The 15,830-nt window shown below is 44.4% G+C and carries 21 protein-coding genes and 1 riboswitch; of the genes, 10 read left to right on the top strand and 11 right to left on the bottom strand.

Features of this window, described 5'->3' with window-relative positions; genetic code table 11:
* Nucleotides 1–5: 5 nt before the first annotated feature.
* The 4 genes from AB1A65_RS14355 to AB1A65_RS14370 are packed head-to-tail and all read right to left on the bottom strand — an operon-like array spanning nt 6 to nt 3,616.
* Nucleotides 6–611 (bottom strand): conjugal transfer protein, encoded by a 606-nt coding sequence (locus AB1A65_RS14355; protein ID WP_366590478.1) that lies wholly within the window; start codon nt 609–611, stop codon nt 6–8.
* Nucleotides 598–3,024 (bottom strand): TraG family conjugative transposon ATPase, encoded by a 2,427-nt coding sequence (locus tag AB1A65_RS14360; protein WP_366590481.1) that lies wholly within the window; start codon nt 3,022–3,024, stop codon nt 598–600. The genes AB1A65_RS14355 and AB1A65_RS14360 overlap by 14 nt, the downstream gene beginning before the upstream one ends.
* Entirely contained in the window at nt 2,999–3,289 is a 291-nt protein-coding gene (locus AB1A65_RS14365) for a hypothetical protein (protein ID WP_366590483.1), read from the bottom strand. The genes AB1A65_RS14360 and AB1A65_RS14365 overlap by 26 nt, the downstream gene beginning before the upstream one ends.
* A 33-nt stretch (nt 3,290–3,322) precedes the next feature.
* Complete coding sequence (locus AB1A65_RS14370; protein ID WP_338193699.1) at nt 3,323–3,616, bottom strand: hypothetical protein; 294 nt, start codon at nt 3,614–3,616, stop codon at nt 3,323–3,325.
* A 243-nt stretch (nt 3,617–3,859) separates the two neighbouring features.
* On the opposite strand from AB1A65_RS14370, the gene AB1A65_RS14375 reads away from it, so the two are divergent.
* The 3 genes from AB1A65_RS14375 (at nt 3,860) to AB1A65_RS14385 (ending at nt 6,128) form a co-directional block, all read left to right on the top strand.
* The gene (locus tag AB1A65_RS14375; protein WP_366590486.1) at nt 3,860–4,480 is read left to right on the top strand and encodes an N-acetylmuramoyl-L-alanine amidase; all 621 of its coding nucleotides are present in this window, start codon (nt 3,860–3,862) and stop codon (nt 4,478–4,480) included.
* A 213-nt stretch (nt 4,481–4,693) separates the two neighbouring features.
* On the top strand, nt 4,694–5,416 hold the full coding sequence (locus tag AB1A65_RS14380) for an SOS response-associated peptidase (protein WP_366590489.1): 723 nt from the start codon (nt 4,694–4,696) through the stop codon (nt 5,414–5,416).
* 448 nt (nt 5,417–5,864) lie between these two features.
* A complete protein-coding gene (locus tag AB1A65_RS14385) occupies nt 5,865–6,128 on the top strand; it encodes a hypothetical protein (protein ID WP_366590492.1) in 264 nt (87 codons plus the stop codon).
* On the opposite strand, the gene AB1A65_RS14390 is transcribed toward AB1A65_RS14385, so the two are convergent.
* From AB1A65_RS14390 to AB1A65_RS14400, 3 genes are read right to left on the bottom strand one after another with little or no spacing between them, the layout of a single operon-like run.
* Nucleotides 6,125–6,334: a hypothetical protein gene (locus AB1A65_RS14390; protein WP_366590495.1), complete on the bottom strand. Its 210-nt coding sequence runs from the start codon at nt 6,332–6,334 to the stop codon at nt 6,125–6,127. The two genes, AB1A65_RS14385 and AB1A65_RS14390, sit on opposite strands and share 4 nt — an antisense overlap.
* The gene (locus AB1A65_RS14395; protein ID WP_366590498.1) at nt 6,312–6,926 is read right to left on the bottom strand and encodes a hypothetical protein; all 615 of its coding nucleotides are present in this window, start codon (nt 6,924–6,926) and stop codon (nt 6,312–6,314) included. Before AB1A65_RS14395 ends, AB1A65_RS14390 begins: the two co-directional genes overlap by 23 nt.
* Nucleotides 6,923–7,486: a hypothetical protein gene (locus AB1A65_RS14400; protein ID WP_366590501.1), complete on the bottom strand. Its 564-nt coding sequence runs from the start codon at nt 7,484–7,486 to the stop codon at nt 6,923–6,925. Before AB1A65_RS14400 ends, AB1A65_RS14395 begins: the two co-directional genes overlap by 4 nt.
* A gap of 154 nt (nt 7,487–7,640) precedes the next feature.
* Here AB1A65_RS14400 and AB1A65_RS14405 point away from each other — a divergent pair, with 154 nt between their 5' ends.
* Together AB1A65_RS14405 and AB1A65_RS14410 are read left to right on the top strand one after the other, a co-directional pair.
* The gene (locus tag AB1A65_RS14405; protein WP_366590504.1) at nt 7,641–7,952 is read left to right on the top strand and encodes a hypothetical protein; all 312 of its coding nucleotides are present in this window, start codon (nt 7,641–7,643) and stop codon (nt 7,950–7,952) included.
* A gap of 10 nt (nt 7,953–7,962) precedes the next feature.
* Nucleotides 7,963–8,178, top strand: coding sequence for a hypothetical protein (locus AB1A65_RS14410; protein WP_366590508.1), 216 nt, complete (start codon nt 7,963–7,965; stop codon nt 8,176–8,178).
* Between the two features lie 537 nt (nt 8,179–8,715).
* Here AB1A65_RS14410 and AB1A65_RS14415 read toward each other — a convergent pair.
* The 4 genes from AB1A65_RS14415 to AB1A65_RS14430 are packed head-to-tail and all read right to left on the bottom strand — an operon-like array spanning nt 8,716 to nt 11,472.
* Nucleotides 8,716–9,834, bottom strand: coding sequence for a hypothetical protein (locus AB1A65_RS14415; protein ID WP_366590511.1), 1,119 nt, complete (start codon nt 9,832–9,834; stop codon nt 8,716–8,718).
* Between the two features lie 18 nt (nt 9,835–9,852).
* Complete coding sequence (locus AB1A65_RS14420; protein WP_366590515.1) at nt 9,853–10,530, bottom strand: ATPase; 678 nt, start codon at nt 10,528–10,530, stop codon at nt 9,853–9,855.
* Nucleotides 10,514–11,188 carry a hypothetical protein gene (locus AB1A65_RS14425; protein WP_366590517.1) on the bottom strand — a complete coding sequence of 225 codons (675 nt, stop codon included), beginning with the start codon at nt 11,186–11,188 and terminating at the stop codon, nt 10,514–10,516. The genes AB1A65_RS14420 and AB1A65_RS14425 overlap by 17 nt, the downstream gene beginning before the upstream one ends.
* Nucleotides 11,185–11,472, bottom strand: coding sequence for a helix-turn-helix domain-containing protein (locus AB1A65_RS14430; protein ID WP_366590520.1), 288 nt, complete (start codon nt 11,470–11,472; stop codon nt 11,185–11,187). The genes AB1A65_RS14425 and AB1A65_RS14430 overlap by 4 nt, the downstream gene beginning before the upstream one ends.
* Before the next feature lie 624 nt (nt 11,473–12,096).
* A riboswitch (TPP riboswitch) is annotated at nt 12,097–12,189 on the top strand.
* A 72-nt stretch (nt 12,190–12,261) separates the two neighbouring features.
* Here AB1A65_RS14430 and thiM point away from each other — a divergent pair.
* Genes thiM through AB1A65_RS14455 form a run of 5 tightly spaced genes read left to right on the top strand, consistent with a single transcriptional unit; the run spans nt 12,262 to nt 15,784 of the window.
* Nucleotides 12,262–13,059, top strand: a complete 798-nt coding sequence (gene thiM / locus AB1A65_RS14435) for a hydroxyethylthiazole kinase (RefSeq protein WP_366590522.1) — start codon at nt 12,262–12,264, stop codon at nt 13,057–13,059.
* The gene (gene thiE, locus AB1A65_RS14440) at nt 13,056–13,694 is read left to right on the top strand and encodes a thiamine phosphate synthase (protein WP_366590525.1); all 639 of its coding nucleotides are present in this window, start codon (nt 13,056–13,058) and stop codon (nt 13,692–13,694) included. The genes thiM and thiE overlap by 4 nt, the downstream gene beginning before the upstream one ends.
* On the top strand, nt 13,691–14,548 hold the full coding sequence (gene thiD, locus AB1A65_RS14445) for a bifunctional hydroxymethylpyrimidine kinase/phosphomethylpyrimidine kinase (protein WP_366590527.1): 858 nt from the start codon (nt 13,691–13,693) through the stop codon (nt 14,546–14,548). Before thiE ends, thiD begins: the two co-directional genes overlap by 4 nt.
* Entirely contained in the window at nt 14,511–15,161 is a 651-nt protein-coding gene (gene tenA / locus AB1A65_RS14450) for a thiaminase II (protein ID WP_366590530.1), read from the top strand. The genes thiD and tenA overlap by 38 nt, the downstream gene beginning before the upstream one ends.
* Nucleotides 15,152–15,784 (top strand): HAD-IA family hydrolase, encoded by a 633-nt coding sequence (locus AB1A65_RS14455; protein WP_366590533.1) that lies wholly within the window; start codon nt 15,152–15,154, stop codon nt 15,782–15,784. The genes tenA and AB1A65_RS14455 overlap by 10 nt, the downstream gene beginning before the upstream one ends.
* Nucleotides 15,785–15,830 lie beyond the last annotated feature (46 nt).

Genomic DNA, 15,830 nt, shown 5'->3' on the forward strand with positions numbered 1-15,830 from the left:
CTAGTTTAATAGTTGGGCTTCCTATCCTTGATCAAGGCCTGCATCTTCCGAAAGGAAATAACCATATCGTACCGCTTCTTCCGATGCTTGATATCGGCCAACATTCTTTGGGATTCCTCCCGTTGGGCCTCCAATATGTCCAGCCGTTCCGCATCTGTCATGTTCAAAAAGTCATTGCTGAGCACCTGCCCCATAAAATCTAATTGGTCCAGGGAATGTTCCATGATACCGTTAAAGGCATTGGATATGACCTCCACTTCATCGCCATGGATATAAGGGGAGTTCAACACTTCCCTCAAATCGTCCCGGACCATTTCTAAGAGTTTTTCATTGTTGCGGGTGATGTCCCGGACCGCTTGGTACTGCCTCACCGCATTGTTTACCTTTTCTATCTTTTCCCGCACCGCATTGAGCTGCTCTACCATCTTTAATAATTCCGCTGTCTGCTTTGCGGATTCGACCAGCTGTTTGGCCAAGGAAATAAAGTTAGTATTGTCATACACCGGCATCCCCTGGCAGGCAGCGCCGGCAGGCAGAAATAAGATAAAGGCGAGCGCTAATACCAACGAGCTGTACCTATTCCGGAAGGATTGGTTTCTAGTTGTTTTCATGTTGTAGTGTTTTCTGATGGATGAATGCTTGGATGGCCAGCTCCATATTATGGGCCTTTTCATAAAGCGCCATAATGGCCTGATTTTCGGTACCGTCGGTGAGGTAGGCGGCATAGGCCTCTGGGGGCACTTCCAAACGGTAGATATTGCTTTCGGACCCTATCTTGATAAAGATTTCCGTGTACTTGCGTTCGCCCTTCAAATCGTTCTTGATGGACCGGAGCTGGTTCAAGTCATGGGCGCTTAAATTGAGGCGTTGACCTAGCGCATCATACCCCTTTTCGTTCCGCAGGCTATAGATGACCTGGGTGTTTTCCAAAATGGTGGCAGAGGTATGGTTCTCTGGCAATTGGTTGATGGACTGCAATACAATGCCAATGGCCCCGTTCTGCTTTCTGATGGCCTGATAGTAAAACTCCACGCTCTCCAGAACATTGGGAAACTTGAGCTGTTTGGCAAATTCATCGAAGAGGATGATGCCCCGCTCGCTTCGGTTTTTCCATATGGTCCGTTGGATGGCAGACTTGATGAGTTTGAGCATCACGGACAGGACCTCACGGTTGTCCCTGACCTCGTCCAGCTCGAATATGATCAGTCGCTTGTCCTCCAACCGATGGGATTGGTCCTCCCCGACCTTAAAAAGAAAACTGTAAATACCATCGCCCACATACTCGGAGAGGATGTGCAAAAAATTGGTCAGGTTGAAATAGCCGGGGTCAATACCCAAGGTTTCCAATAACGTATTTTGGTGTTCTTGGATGAAGGCATACAGTCCTTCGAGCGAGTGCCCTTCCTTGATTGTTTCATAATAGGAACGAAGGATTTTCTTCAGGGCGACCTGGTGTGCCTTGCCTATAGTATCGTCTGTAGCATATAGTTCTATCAAGAAGTTGGTCAGGTCCTCTAACCACTCTGCGGCGACACCGTCGCCTGGGGTTTTATAGAAGGGGTTGATACCAAGGTTTTTACCGGGTTCGTATTTCAGGATGATGTGTTCTTCCGGATATAATTGAGCAAACTTGGCGTAACTACCCCCTAGGTCGATGATCACTAGGCGTACGTCCTGCTCAAAATACTGCCGTAGGATGTTGTTGGCCAAAAAGGACTTGCCCTCTCCCGTTGGAGCGAATATGGCAAAGTTCCGGGCCTTGATACGATGTTTTCTCTCGTCCCATACATCCTTGACCACTGGTATGTTTTCCAGACGGTCATTGAAAATGATTCCCTTTTTATCCGAACGATAATTCGTGGAATTGATCCATAGGCAGAGTGCATGTTTTAGGTCGGTGACATAAAGGTCGGTATCGCCAAAATTACTGGAAAACAAGGGATAGCTGTTGAGCACATAATGGATGCGCGACCTGCCCACGGGACAGTACGGTTTAATGTCCAGTTCCTTGAACCTTGCGGTGAGCTCTGATAAGGATCGATCCAAATTCTTTTCACTCATTGCCCAACAAAGCACGTTCAATTGGCCCCTGATGATCAATGATGAATCATCTTGGTTAAGCTTGTTAAGGGTATCCGATACCCTATCGAACAGCAGTTTGTTCCGGGAACCGAAATTGCTGCTCTTGGAGAGTTCCTCCAATCGCTTTTCAAGCAATTTGCGCCATTTGTGCCGATCATCCAAATGGATGATCTGGTTGACGATATGATTCCCGGGAAAGGTAAGCCCGAACCCATCGATAAAACCTTGGTGGAACAAGAACCCATCAGCGGTATATTGTTCGTTGGGCCGGCTGGTCTGTACGGTATCCTCAAAACAAGCTTCATTGTTCACGGCCATAGCACCGAACCAATGGTCCCCGACCTGAATCCCGTCCTTGCCCAATACCATGTCCGTATCGAATCCTTCATTGAATCCATTGAAATAGGCATCGGTATATTGGACCATAGCGGCCTGGTTGAACGGCAACAGTTTTAGTTTTGGGGAATTATTGAGAAATCCAACGGTATCCCTGACCGATTTGCCGAACTCCTCCGCCCCTTCGCCTAGCTTTTCCGGTAACTTTTTGGATACCTTGGCAAAAGGATTGATCAGCGCGGAGCTATTGATGGCCCTGTTCTTGGGCCAGATAAAAAAGATCAGGGACTCATGGGAAAGATGTTCCCTGCCCATAAAATGGCCTCTTGTGGCTTTGGCCAAATAGGTGTCACTGGGCAATCGGCCGGCATCATAGGATGTTTTTCGATAGATATCCTGTTTGTGTACCAACGTACCAATGGGGAGGGATTTCAAGGCTTGGAACCAATGGCCGTGCAGCTCCTCGAAATCCGACTCCGACAGGGAGTAGATCTCGGGCAGTTCCACCCGATAGGCGTAGGCGATGTTCCCGTTGTTGGCCAATATCCTGTTCTGCTCGACATCCACTATGGGATAGTTCTTATGAAAGTTCATCGTAGTATTCATAGGAGGTTATTTTTTTGTTGGAGATAAGCTGGGGAAATGAAACCCCTATTTGTAGCAGTCTTGGTTCTTGGACCAATTTGAGGAGTACGCCATAGAGTACCATATTGCAAATTCCCATCACAATGAGGAGGATTAAACTAAAGGAGAAGATGACCGCTATGAGGGAGCCCACAACGGCCATCATCTGGAGAGCAAAAAAAGCCACGGGCAAACCAAAGATCAAGGCGCGGACACGGATGTTTCGGTATACGTTATACTGTTTCATATCTTATTGTTGGATAAAAAAGCCGCTTGCGGTTTAGACGACAATACCGATGAGATAGGTGAAGATTCCAACGACCGCCCCTGCAATGAGCACAAAGACGAGAACACGGGTAATCCCCTTTTTGAGGTCGGCGTTCTCTCCAAAGAAATGGCCCGCATTGAAAAGAAAGCCTATGAGAAAGATGACCCCCAGGATGATGGGGAAAATGGCCCGGATGGTATCCGAGATGTCCGCAACGGAATCCTCGATTCCCCCGATTTGGGGATAGCTGGCCTGAGAGACAAGGAGTCCAATAACAAGGGCTACTGATTTTTTAAAGTTTTTCATGACTGTTCGCTTTTTGATGGGCCCCACCCCCACTATGGGAATGGAACCTGTTTGTGATGATTGATTTAAATGACCCTAGAGCTGGTTCTATCGCCCAATGGGATTTCCGATGTGAAATTTCCAGTGATATGAAGAAAAGGCTTTAAAAATCACATTTTTTAACACTTGAAGGTGTTAATTATTGAAGTATTGGCACCAAAATCATCGTATCGCTGGAAATTGTTCAAACAATAATGCTCTGATATGAAATTGTACCTGTGCTCCCTAACAATGTTCGTTTGCTATTCACTGGCAATGGCCCAAAAGCCCATTGTGGTAATAGACCCTGGTCATGGTGGTCCCGATTCCGGGGCGGTGGGGACCAACGGTGTTTTGGAAAAGGATGTGGTCTTGGACATAGCCAAGCAATGTCTGCAATTGAACCGTAGCCTGTTCCAGGACAGCTTGGAAATATACCTCACCCGATATACAGACACCTTGGTCTCTCTGAGTGATCGGACACGATTGGCCAAGGCACTTGCCGCGGATGCCTTTATGTCCCTCCATTGTAACCAAGCTCCAAATAAGAAAGCCCAAGGCTTTGAAATCTTTTTGTTCCATGGAGAAGTCGATAAAGAATCCAACGCTATTGCCTGTAATCTGGCCGACCAGTTACAGCAGCGATTGGGAATTTATGACAGGGGTATCAAATATGCCAACTTCCAAGTGCTACGGGACACCCATGGGCACTGCCCCTCCCTCCTCTTGGAAACCGGATTTATCTCAAATAATGTGGAAGCTAATTATACAAAACGAACGGAAAGTCAGTCCGCTATTGCTCTGGCTCTATTACAATCGCTTATTAAATCCTTCTATTATGACTGAACTATTATTGGCCATGACCAAAATATTGAGACTGCTTTTGTCCGCATGGATAAACTTCATTATAAATGAAGTGAACAAATTTCGAAACAAAGGATAAAATCCAAAGGATACTACATGCTTTGGGATGAGCCGATTTTTAGCAAGGTCTCTTTTCAGTTTAAATTTCGCCGCCCTTAAAAAACTACATGACCCCAAATAATTTATCTTTATGTCATGTGTTACTCCACCACATTACGGAAGACCAAGGAAGAAGTCGAAGAAAGGTTCAGGGCGAGACTGCAAATTGAACTGGAGTATACCCCTTACTATCATATGAACGGTTTTACCCATGGCAACCTGTATATAGTGCCCATGGAATATCCTGATGAACTGCTTCCTGCGATGTGGGGCTATGTCCCTCCTTTTGGGATGGATGACCCCGACGCATTCCATAAAAGGTACAATACCCTTAACGCCAAAAGTGAAACGGTTTTTTCCAGCAATGCCTACAAGCACTCCATACACGACAAGCGTTGTCTTATCGTAGCCGATGGGTTCCATGAACCGCATCACGTCAACAAAGTATCCTATCCTTACTTCTGCCACTACAAGGATGATTCCCTTTTCGCCTTTGCTGGTCTCTACTCCGAGCTGGATGACGACCTCTATAGCTGTACCATCATTACCATGCCGGCCAATGAACAGTTCGAGCATATCCACAATGAAAAGAAAAGGCAGCCTTTGATCCTGGACGAACACTGGGAAGAGGATTGGCTCCTACCAGACCTTCACGAACCAGGTATCAAGGAGCTTATGAAATCTGCATTTACTACCAAAGAAATCGAGGCTTATCCTGTCAGCCGTGACCTTTACAAAAAGGGAGTCGATACCAATAACAATATGGCCGTTGACAGGGTGGACTATCCAGAACTAAATGAGCAGGGAAGCCTTTTTTGATATTAACATTGAATTGTTCATATCAAACATACCCAATCATCAAAATATATTGATATAACCGTATATTTGCTTTAAATAAAAAAAGAGAGAACCCAAGTTCCTTAGACCTTTCAAAAAGCGGGCTATTTTACATCTTCCCGCTTCGATAGTCTCAGGCTGTTATTCTCCCTTTATAACACGCCCAAGTAATATTGGGCGTTTTGCATTGTAAAGATAATCTCAATTTTTACATCGCTATTCTTTGACCCGATTAGCTTCTTAACACTTTTATCAACATTTGATTTTTTGGCCTAATTAAAACAGTCAGAGGACACGTGAATCAAGGGCTCCAAAGAAAAATCATCAATTTACGGCTGTCCCAAATATTTTCTCACAGTTTTTTCACATTAACTGATTTTAAATAAACGATTATTTATTGGAATTATTCCTAATTTTGGGATTATATCCAATGAAACATATCAAATACAGGAATTCGGACAAAAAGGCCATCAAAATATTGATGCGTGAAATCGGGGCGTACCGATATGAAATCGCCTTGGAACAAATGAAGGTGGAACAGCGGCCCATTAGCATGGAAGGTTTCTACCTTGAGGCCAACGAGGACTGTATATTTTTGTGCCATCGCTATCCATCCGGCTACATCTTGAAGCTGATGAAAGTGGAACAGTTCGAAATGTTGCCTAAGAATGGGTGGGAATTGATAAAATCTTAAAGCACGGCCGCAGCACCTACCAAGCCTGAAATTAAGGATAGTATGATTCCAATGACTACGAACCAAACTAATGTGGATGTATTACCTCTCGTTCTTTCAGTAGCGTTTTGAACCTTCCAATTGGAATATAGGAGCTCCATCATAAGTTCCCCATCAGTGTAATCTTTTCTTCTCTCCTCAAAATTAATTTGTGCCTTTGTTTTCATTGAAATTGTTTTTATTTGTTGTTGTGTCCGAGCCAAGAGCCTTCAGCATCATTTCGGCTTTGTAAAGTTCTTCATTTAACTGCTGGTTCTCTTTTTCCAACCGTTCCACTTTGGTTTTGTCCTCGATTAAATTGACATCTTGTGTACTATATAATGAAGCTAATCCCAACATAGAGCTTACAATCAGTGCAAATAGGGCTATACCGATTGAAACATTGGACTGCTTTTTGGCCTTTATTGCTGCTTCGCGAGATTCAACAAGCTCCTGATAATCTAGGTACTGTTTTACTGTTGCCCCCTTTATAACCCAGATTGTATTTGAAAATCTATCATAATGAGTCCTTGAAGCGGAATCCGATTTACCATGCATTACATAATTCGCAACGCCTAATATAAAATTGGGCAGTCCTCTAGGAAAACCCACAACTGGTTCAAAAGCGTCCACAATCCATTTAACAAAGGCTGCCTCGGTGTTTCTGCCCATGGAACTTCCCATTTCAATTTCTATCTGCTTTTTTAAATCTAAGTAACTGATTCCCCCAATCTTAGAAAAACCAATCTCCATGGCCTTTATATAAATGTTCTGTTTCATTTTACCGTGTCCTTCTTAATTGTAACAGAATTAACCTTCCTGGTGGTAGATGTCTCCAAGGAATCCAAACGTGCCTCTATTACTTCTAGCCGATTATCGTTTGATTCCGGTTTGGGTTGTAGGATTGTATATAAAAATGACGCAACGGCAACGGCAAAACTTAATGCTGAAATCACTATGGAAGGTGTATTGTACCTAATCTTTTGCTTCAATTCAATCTCCTGTAGTTCTTTAAAGGTTTCTTCGCGTCTAATGGATTCGTTCAACTTTTTAGCTGCCTCTACCTGCCTGTTGTACTCACCTTCAAAACCGCCATTATCCAGGAATTCCATTGTAAAATCATTGCTGGCGATAACATCAAATACATCTGTTTGTACGGTAGTGACAAACTTAGGGGCTTCATCCCTAATCTCATTGACAATTTCTAACATGTGATTGACTGAATTGAGGGGCTTGTCCAATTTTAGATAAAATTCCTCAGCATCAAAAAACCCATCTGGATTGTCCTGCAAAAATTGTAAAATCCTATCCTTCAATTTCGCTTTTTCAAGTCCATCCATACCTATAAACTGTTTTCTACCAACAAGATAAACCGTATTTTGGTTGTCATTCGACCGATCAGGCGGGGGTTCTTAACGGAATTATCAACATTTGGAGGAAAACCCCAGTTTATTTAAGGCAATGGTACTGCGGTTTTTACAATCAATGGGCTATATGGCAATCACCTTCGCCCAGCTTATAATAATGGCTTATGCTGAATTTTTCCTCTTCATATTTATGGAAAACCTGTTCGTTTTCCTGCTATACCTCAATGTGAGGTCTGGGCTGGACAAACTATGGCTTATATACATCCTAGCAACCTTGGCGGTACAGGTAATACTTGGTTATTGGACCTTCTCCATGCTGCACCAATTTGTCCCTAAAAGGGATAACAGCATGATATGGCTGTATATTTCCGCTACCTTTATAAATGTGTCACAGCTGGGATACTATTTGATTATTTCTAAGAAAAGATTCATCAATTGATTTATTAATAATGACAAAAATTGAGATTGACCTTGAGCAGTACATGGACAAAAATATTGCAGACCTTAAGATTGGAGTTTTAAAAGAACTTGAAAAAATTTTACTGTATTATGAGGTCTATTCCGATGGTAGGTATCAAGAATGGCCATATCGACCGTTTGAGAAAACCATCGGCGATGAAAAAAACCAAGATATTATAAAGCGTATTGAAGTAGTGGCGAAATGAGCAAAACAGAAAATTTCCTCATGAGGTCAAAAGAAGGAAGTTGTTCCATGAACAGTATAAAGATTTAACAATGGTACAATTGGCAAAGGAAAGCTGATATCTTCAACAACAATAGGCCACAAGTCATTCTAAAATGCAAAAGGAATCCACACCTTATGCTAATCATTTTGATCATTATGATTTCCTTTAACGTGGTAGGGTATTTGTGAATATTATTTTCTGGAGATAGATATTAGACCCTTTTTATTGCATATGCCGGGAACTTAAGAACATGGTGTCTATTATGACTATCTAAAACAACATAAGTTTCGATAGTCTTTGTCCAGTTTTTTACTTAAAAAACTGGACATATAAACCTCGTTCAAATTTATCAATTGTTCGCCTTAGTATGGAAAATAGTGCCATATGACCCTTTCACAATTCAGGGATGACGTGTACACATGTACACATTTATAATATCTAAGTGGCCCGCTTAAATTCTAAAGGAAGATTGTAAACATAGCGAAAAAGTTGACTCTTCAAATATTTCTGTTTAGTTCATTCCACTTCATAGTCACCCCATAATAGCGGAGGTATTGATATGGGTTTATCCATAACATTGATTTTGAAAGGGGCCAACATAGAAATAGGGGCCTTCTGTGCTACCCTTGGAAAGTGAACCCCACAGCTTTTTAAGCTGTCATACAACAATGCAGAGCTCAGTAGATAGTCATGTTTGGCCAACCAGCCCGAGTTTGGGTCATAGTTGGACATTCTATGTGAGTTCTTATCACCGGTTACTTCAAAGGCTGAATGCTCTGTAATGTCCCTGACCTTTCTGTCCGACAATAACGGCCTTAAGCTATTTCCATACGAAACCTCACCTAAGGTTCCGCATATCACAATCCTATCCTTACCCTGATTGAATAATCGATTACAGTAAGACTTTATCCGTTTGGCCTGTTCCTTCCGTTTCGCACTGTAATCCACACCTTTGCTATCCTCCGAGCATCGTGTACTAATGATGGTCAGCTCATCCCCGGTCGGGGTCACTACGGTATATTCCGGGCAGTCCATTTCAAAAAGGTCCCTATCTTCTTGGTCCCGTTCATGGGCATGTGGTTGAAACCCAACGATTCGGTAGCCGTTCCTGGTCAAGATGGCATGGCCCAGTCCCCTATTGTCGTTACCCTCCGTGAACAACCACTGCTCAAAGGCGCTGCCCAATTTTGGTCCCAAATAATCCCTATTGAAATCTGACAAAGATGCTCTGTCCTCCACTTCCTGCAAGACCAAGATATCCGGATCGGCCTTGGCAATGCACTCCACTTTGGCAGTTCGGTGTTTCTCATCCAAGGGATAACTTCTGAGCTCCACCCAGCCGTTCCAACCGATCCGCTCCGTGGCCCTGGTCTGACGTTCCCCGCCCAAGGGCTTTACATAAAGATGTCCCCCTTTCCTTCGCAGGGTCAAAAAGGGTTCGGTGGCCTGTGGACTGAAGCCCATCAAAAAGGCCAATTCCCGCATCCGCCCCAATTCTTGGTGCTGCTTGTTGGGGTTTTTCAAAAGGGACTGAAATTCCTCCATCCAATTTTGAAGGTTCTTGGAAGCATTTTGCTGTAAAAAGGAAAGGTCCCTGTGAAAAAGGTTCTGGATGTTCATCGTTGCTATTCTCATGATTGTCGAGTTTTGATTTTAGTTTTTGTCTGTGTTTTTTGTTCCCCGTTTGTCCTGGGCATTTTGATCAAAGGCCACCAAGTTGAACAGTTCCCGCATACGGCTCCGTACCCGCTTGCCATAGCGTTCCTCCAGCTCCTCGGCGTTAAGATTTGTTGTGGCGTGGGTTCGAAGGCCCGATTCCAAGAACAGCTCATGGCGGGAAAGCAAGATTTCCCCGATGACATTGCAATCCTTCCCAAAATGTCGCCCCATTTGTTCCACCCCGATGTCATCAAAACAGAAATACCGGCCGTTGCCATAGTCTTCGATGATGCGATGGCCGACATGGTTGAACCCGAACACAATGTTCCTGGCCGGAATGACCTCATAGGGGCGATAGTGCGGCGTGATATGCCTGATCAGTTTCATCAATGTGGTCTTGCCACAGCCTACGGGCCCGGAGAGCAAAATCCCCTTATCGGGATCAATGCCCAGTTCTTGACAACTGGTATGATCACGGACCATATAATTGCACAGCTTCAACAGGACTTCATGGTCCTCGGGATAGAGCCTAAAATTTCTTCCGAACAGGAGTTTTCCCTTGGCATCCATATAGGTCAGCACCTTGGAAAAATCATATTCGACCTGCTTCCCATCGAATTCTCCCAGGGAATAGACCACGCCGCTTTCCGTTATCTTAGAGGGGTTGCCCATAGTCCTTTTGTGTTTCGACCATCAAATGGTCCCGGTTTCTTGACTGTACCATTGATGAGTGATTTGCTTTTTTTATTTCATCGGCCTTGAGCATCCAATTTTGGGCCGCTGCCTTCCAATCCACAATAGAGATCTTGCCCCCTACCTTCCATCCAATGGCCTGGTAATGGTTGAAGAACCGTTGGGCCTCTTCTTTGTCATATCCGCTCTCCCTAAAAAAATTGAGGACTTCCAATTGGCTTCTGGGCTGTGCTCCCAAAGAGCGTTTGTTCGTTTGTTTTGTTTTCTTATAAAAGGTATCCGGTACACTGGTGGGACAATAGGTCCCAAAAATGGAACGGCTCCGTTCCATGATCGTACCGCTGTTGTCCCAATTTTGGGACAGTCCGACCCTACTGGAACGGGCCGGGCTGTTCGAAGGGGAATAGTCGATATAGCCCATCGTATCCAACTGTTTCAAAAGGCGATGATAAGTGGACTTGGAACCGATCTTGGCCATCTTCATCAGTTCCCTACGATTGACCGGAAATTCTCCCGGAAACCGGTACATATTCCAATAGAAGAACAGGGCCAGGTACAAACTGATATGCCCGGGACACAAACGCTCGTCCCCGTAAATTTCCACCAAAGCGGCATTAAGGTGCTTGATGTAGTTCATACCGTACCGTCCATGGGTTCCACCTTGTTGTCCAGGATGATCTGGTCAATCTCCTCGGCGTCGTAAAAAACAAGTCCCCCTACTTTGTAGCTGGGAATGATATTCCTGCTGCGCAGACTGTGCAGGGTACTGGGACTTATTTCAAATCGCCTTCGGATGTCGCTTGATCGAAGCCAGTTTTTGGGTTGTGGATGGGTGTGTTCCACCATCAATTTCTTGAACTCCTCCAAAAGTTCCTCTTTGAATTCCATGAGATCTTCCGTGGTAATGATCGTTGCCGCCATAATCTTGTGGTTTTAGGGATAGACAATGGACCTGTTCAGCCATACGCCTTTATCCGGGTTCAATCACAAAACTGAAAAAGCTTTTTGGAAAAAATTCCCAAGTTGGTACCAACTTGGGAAAGATTTTTTATCCTAAAATTTATATCGATTTAGAGCTATTTGGATTTTTGGGAGGTCCAAAAAAGCTTCAAAATCGCGAAAAAAGGGGTTCCAAAACCCCTGAAAACCAAAATTCCCAAGTTGGTACCAACTTGGGAAAAAAAGCTGATTAATAGGAACAACCAATTCGTCGTTTTTACTTTAGAAACAGAGCTGCAAAATGATTGCTCTAATTTACTTGCTGAAATATAAACTCTCTTCAATAGTATTACTTAACATAGACCTTAATACTAAAAGCGTGTTACTACAACTAAGAGCTGGAATTGATAGCTGAACGTTCTCACTAGAATGCAGCTATGCCTTTTTGACCCCCAACAGCCTGGCCTATTAAAAGGAAAAAGATGAACCATTCAATTTGGGAATGGTCCATTATCTTAAAAACATTACATGGGCATGGAAAAATTCTATGGATTGAATTATTCGGGGAAGTTCAAAAAGCCTTTGTATAATAATTATGTATATTCGTAAAAGCTTTAGGGGTATTCTGAAAAGAATTGAGAGAGTCCCTTGGAACCTGATACGGCTCACACCGACGTAGGGAAAAGCGAAATTTGACATCACCAAGTGATGTGACTTTCCTTTTGTTTTCCAAAGTATTCCTAAAGCCTTTCAATTAAAACTTTAAAGGCAATGGAAGAACATCTCTGGAAACACATTCAACATGTAAAATCAAAGGGACCACTGGTCCATAACATCACCAATTATGTGGTCATGAACAATACCGCCAATGCGCTTTTGGCGGTTGGGGCATCTCCCATAATGGCCCATGCAAAATCAGAGGTCAGCGATATGGTCGGCTTGGCAGATGCCTCGGTCATCAATATTGGAACCTTGGACGAATATTGGAGTGAGGCCATGCTATTGGCAGCGAAAACGGCCCAAAAATTGGGCAAACCATGGGTATTAGATCCAGTCGGCGCAGGGGCCAGCCCTTTCCGGGACAAAATACTGCACAAGTTGCTGGACTTTAATCCAACTGTAATTAAGGGAAATGCCTCAGAGATCATGGCACTGGCCCAAGCAAACCAGAAAACCACCAAAGGAGTGGACAGTACGGCTGAAAGCAATGAGGCCATTGATGCTGCTATTGCGCTCGCTAAAACACATGGTGCCTTGATATGTATTTCGGGCGCTGAGGATATTGTTACAGATACTACCCGTACTGTCCATATCGCCAATGGAGTACCGCTGATGACCAAGGTGACGGGAATGGGATGTACAGCATCTGCGCTGATCGGTGCTTTTATAGGAATTGTGGAAGATAAAGTCGAAGCGGCGGCAGCGGCCATGACCCTATTGGGCATCGCCGGTGAACTGGCCGAAAAACAGTCTGAAGGCCCTGCGAGCTTACAATTACATCTTATCGATAAGTTGTATACCCTCTCGGAAAAGGAATATTACCATTACCTAAAGTTATCCCGATTATGAAACTCCATCCCCAATTCCCCTATGCCCTATATCTGGTCATCTCCCAGGAAGCCTGCAAAGGAAAGGATATGATAAAGGTTGCCCTGCAGGCCATTCGGGGAGGAGTCGATATCATTCAATTACGTGAAAAGAAGGCTTCTGAAAAATTGTTTCTCCAAAGGGCCAAGCAGCTAAGAGAGCTCACGGAGAAACATAATGTTCCCTTGATCATCAATGACAACCCGAACGTGGCGTCGCAAGTAAACGCTGCCGGAATTCATGTAGGCAATAGGGATAGCCGACCCACGGTCCTAAGAAAGAAACCTTATTTCAAAGAAAGAATTATTGGTTACTCCATAGAGTATCCGTCACAGCTGGATAACGAGCAAACGGCCACCTCCGATTACCTTGGAATAAGCCCTGTCTTTAGGACGGATACAAAAAAGGATACCGTAACCGAATGGGGACTGGAGGGCGTGTCCAAAATCCGGCAATTGACCACAAAGCCATTGGTCGGCATTGGCAATCTGGATCAACAAAATGCGGGTTCCGTTATTCGGGCGGGAGCTGACTGTATTGCCGTGGTATCCGCCATATGCGGTGCGGAAGACCCTGAGAAAGCAGCTTATGAACTAAAAAATGTAATCCTAAGATGAAAACATATACATATCCATCCGTTTTGGCCATTGCCGGTTTTGATGGAAGTGGTGGCGCTGGAATACAGGCCGATATCAAGACCATATCCGCATTGGGGTGCTATGCCACAACGGTACTCACGGCACTCCCCGTACAAAACACACAGGGGGTACGTAACATTTATCCTATACCGGTAGAGGCAGTTGGGGAGCAGATCGAAGCCATTCTGGACGATATCATGCCAGCAGCTATTAAAATCGGAATGGTACATACCCCAGAATTGGTGTCAACTATTGCCAAGACCTTGGGAAAATACCCGAAGATTCCCATGGTATTCGACCCAGTCATGGTCGCCACCAGCGGTCACACGCTGATAGAGGAGGCCACCATTGCGGCATTGTCCAAACAATTGTTGCCCATCGCTACAATCATTACCCCCAATATGGATGAAGCTGCCCTATTGGCGAACATGGAGGTAAAGACCTTGGAGGATATGCGAATTGCGGGGGAATCCATCTTGGGTATGGGATGTAACAGCGTCCTCATGAAAGGTGGGCATCAGGAAACAGATAGAATTACCTCCTTATTTTTTGACCTGAACGAAGGATGTTTTCCTTTCGAATCTACCAAGATTAGAACCAATAACACCCATGGGTCCGGATGTTCCCTTTCGTCGGCAATTGCTACCTATCTGGCACAGGGCGAAACACTAATAAATGCCGTTGCATTTGGTCAAAGCTATGTGCATGATGCCATTGACCACGGAAAAAATGTACGGACCGGGAAAGGCAACGGTCCCTTGAACCACTTTTTCAACCCAAAAAAAATGATCAAATATGAAATGGACCGAACGGACCTGGAAAAAAATCGATAAGAATTATAAGGCCATCCTTGAAATGCCCTTCGTAAAAGAATTGGCAAATGGAACCCTACCCAAGGCCAAATTCCAATTTTACATGGCACAGGACTCCCTTTATCTGGAGCATTTCGGCAAAGCCCTTGCCCAAATAGCTGCCAAAGCCCATCAAGTAGAGCATTCCCTTGCCTATATCCGTTTTGCGGAAGGGGCCATTGTAGTGGAAAACGCCCTGCATGAATCCTACTTTGAGGATTTTGGCATAACGGACAAGGGAACCATACAGCCTGCATGCCACCACTATACGCACTTTCTAAAGAGTGTTGCCGCCTTGGAGCCCGTGGAAGTGGCTATGGCAGCTACATTGCCCTGTTTTTGGATCTATAAAAAAGTGGGGGACCACATTTACAATAGTGAACCTATCGCCAACAACCCCTACCAACGTTGGATCGATACCTATGGTGGTGATGAGTTTGCGGAAAGTGTACAACGGGCAAAGGACATTTGTGACCATGCTGCAATACATACCACACCGGAAATACGGGAGAGAATGAGCGAGGTCTTTATCCAGGCATCCCTATTGGAATACCATTTTTGGGAAGCGGCATACAACAGAAGGACATGGAGTTGATCTTGAAGGACAAAAAAGCGGTCATCTTTGATATGGATGGGGTATTAGTGGATAGCGAGGCCATTTGGAAACAAGCGGAATATGAGGTTTTTTCCTCGCTTGGGGTCTCGGTCACCGAAGAAAATAGCAGCTATACCCAATCAATGACCACCAAAGAAGTAACCGCGTTCTGGCACCAAAAGTTTCCTTGGAAGGAAACACCACTTTCGGAGGTGGAGGAAATGGTCGTACGCAGGGTCATGGAACTGATCTTATTGAAAGACTGTGCTACCTTGGGCATAAGCGCTTTCATCAAAAACCTGAAAGAACGGAATTTTAAAATCGGCCTTGCAACCAATGCCCCGGAAAAGATTATTCCTGTGGTTTTAAAAAAGACCGGTACCGAAAGTCTGTTCGATAGTGTTTCGTCCGCCGATTATGAGGAAAAAGGAAAGCCGCATCCTGCCATTTACCTTAATACCGCTAAAAAGCTAAAGGTCATGCCCAAAGAGTGTGCCGTAATTGAAGATAGTGAAACTGGTATGGAAGCTGCAAAGAAGGCTGGCATGAGCGTGATTGCCTATACCAATGGAAACAATTCTATTTCACTGCAATGGGCCGATTACCAAATTGAGGGGTTTTAGGTTGTGCCTATAGATGCACGGTGAATGGTGATAATAGTACGATGAA

This window comes from Allomuricauda sp. ANG21 (assembly GCF_040705235.1).
In the GTDB taxonomy this organism is placed as follows: domain Bacteria; phylum Bacteroidota; class Bacteroidia; order Flavobacteriales; family Flavobacteriaceae; genus Flagellimonas; species Flagellimonas marina.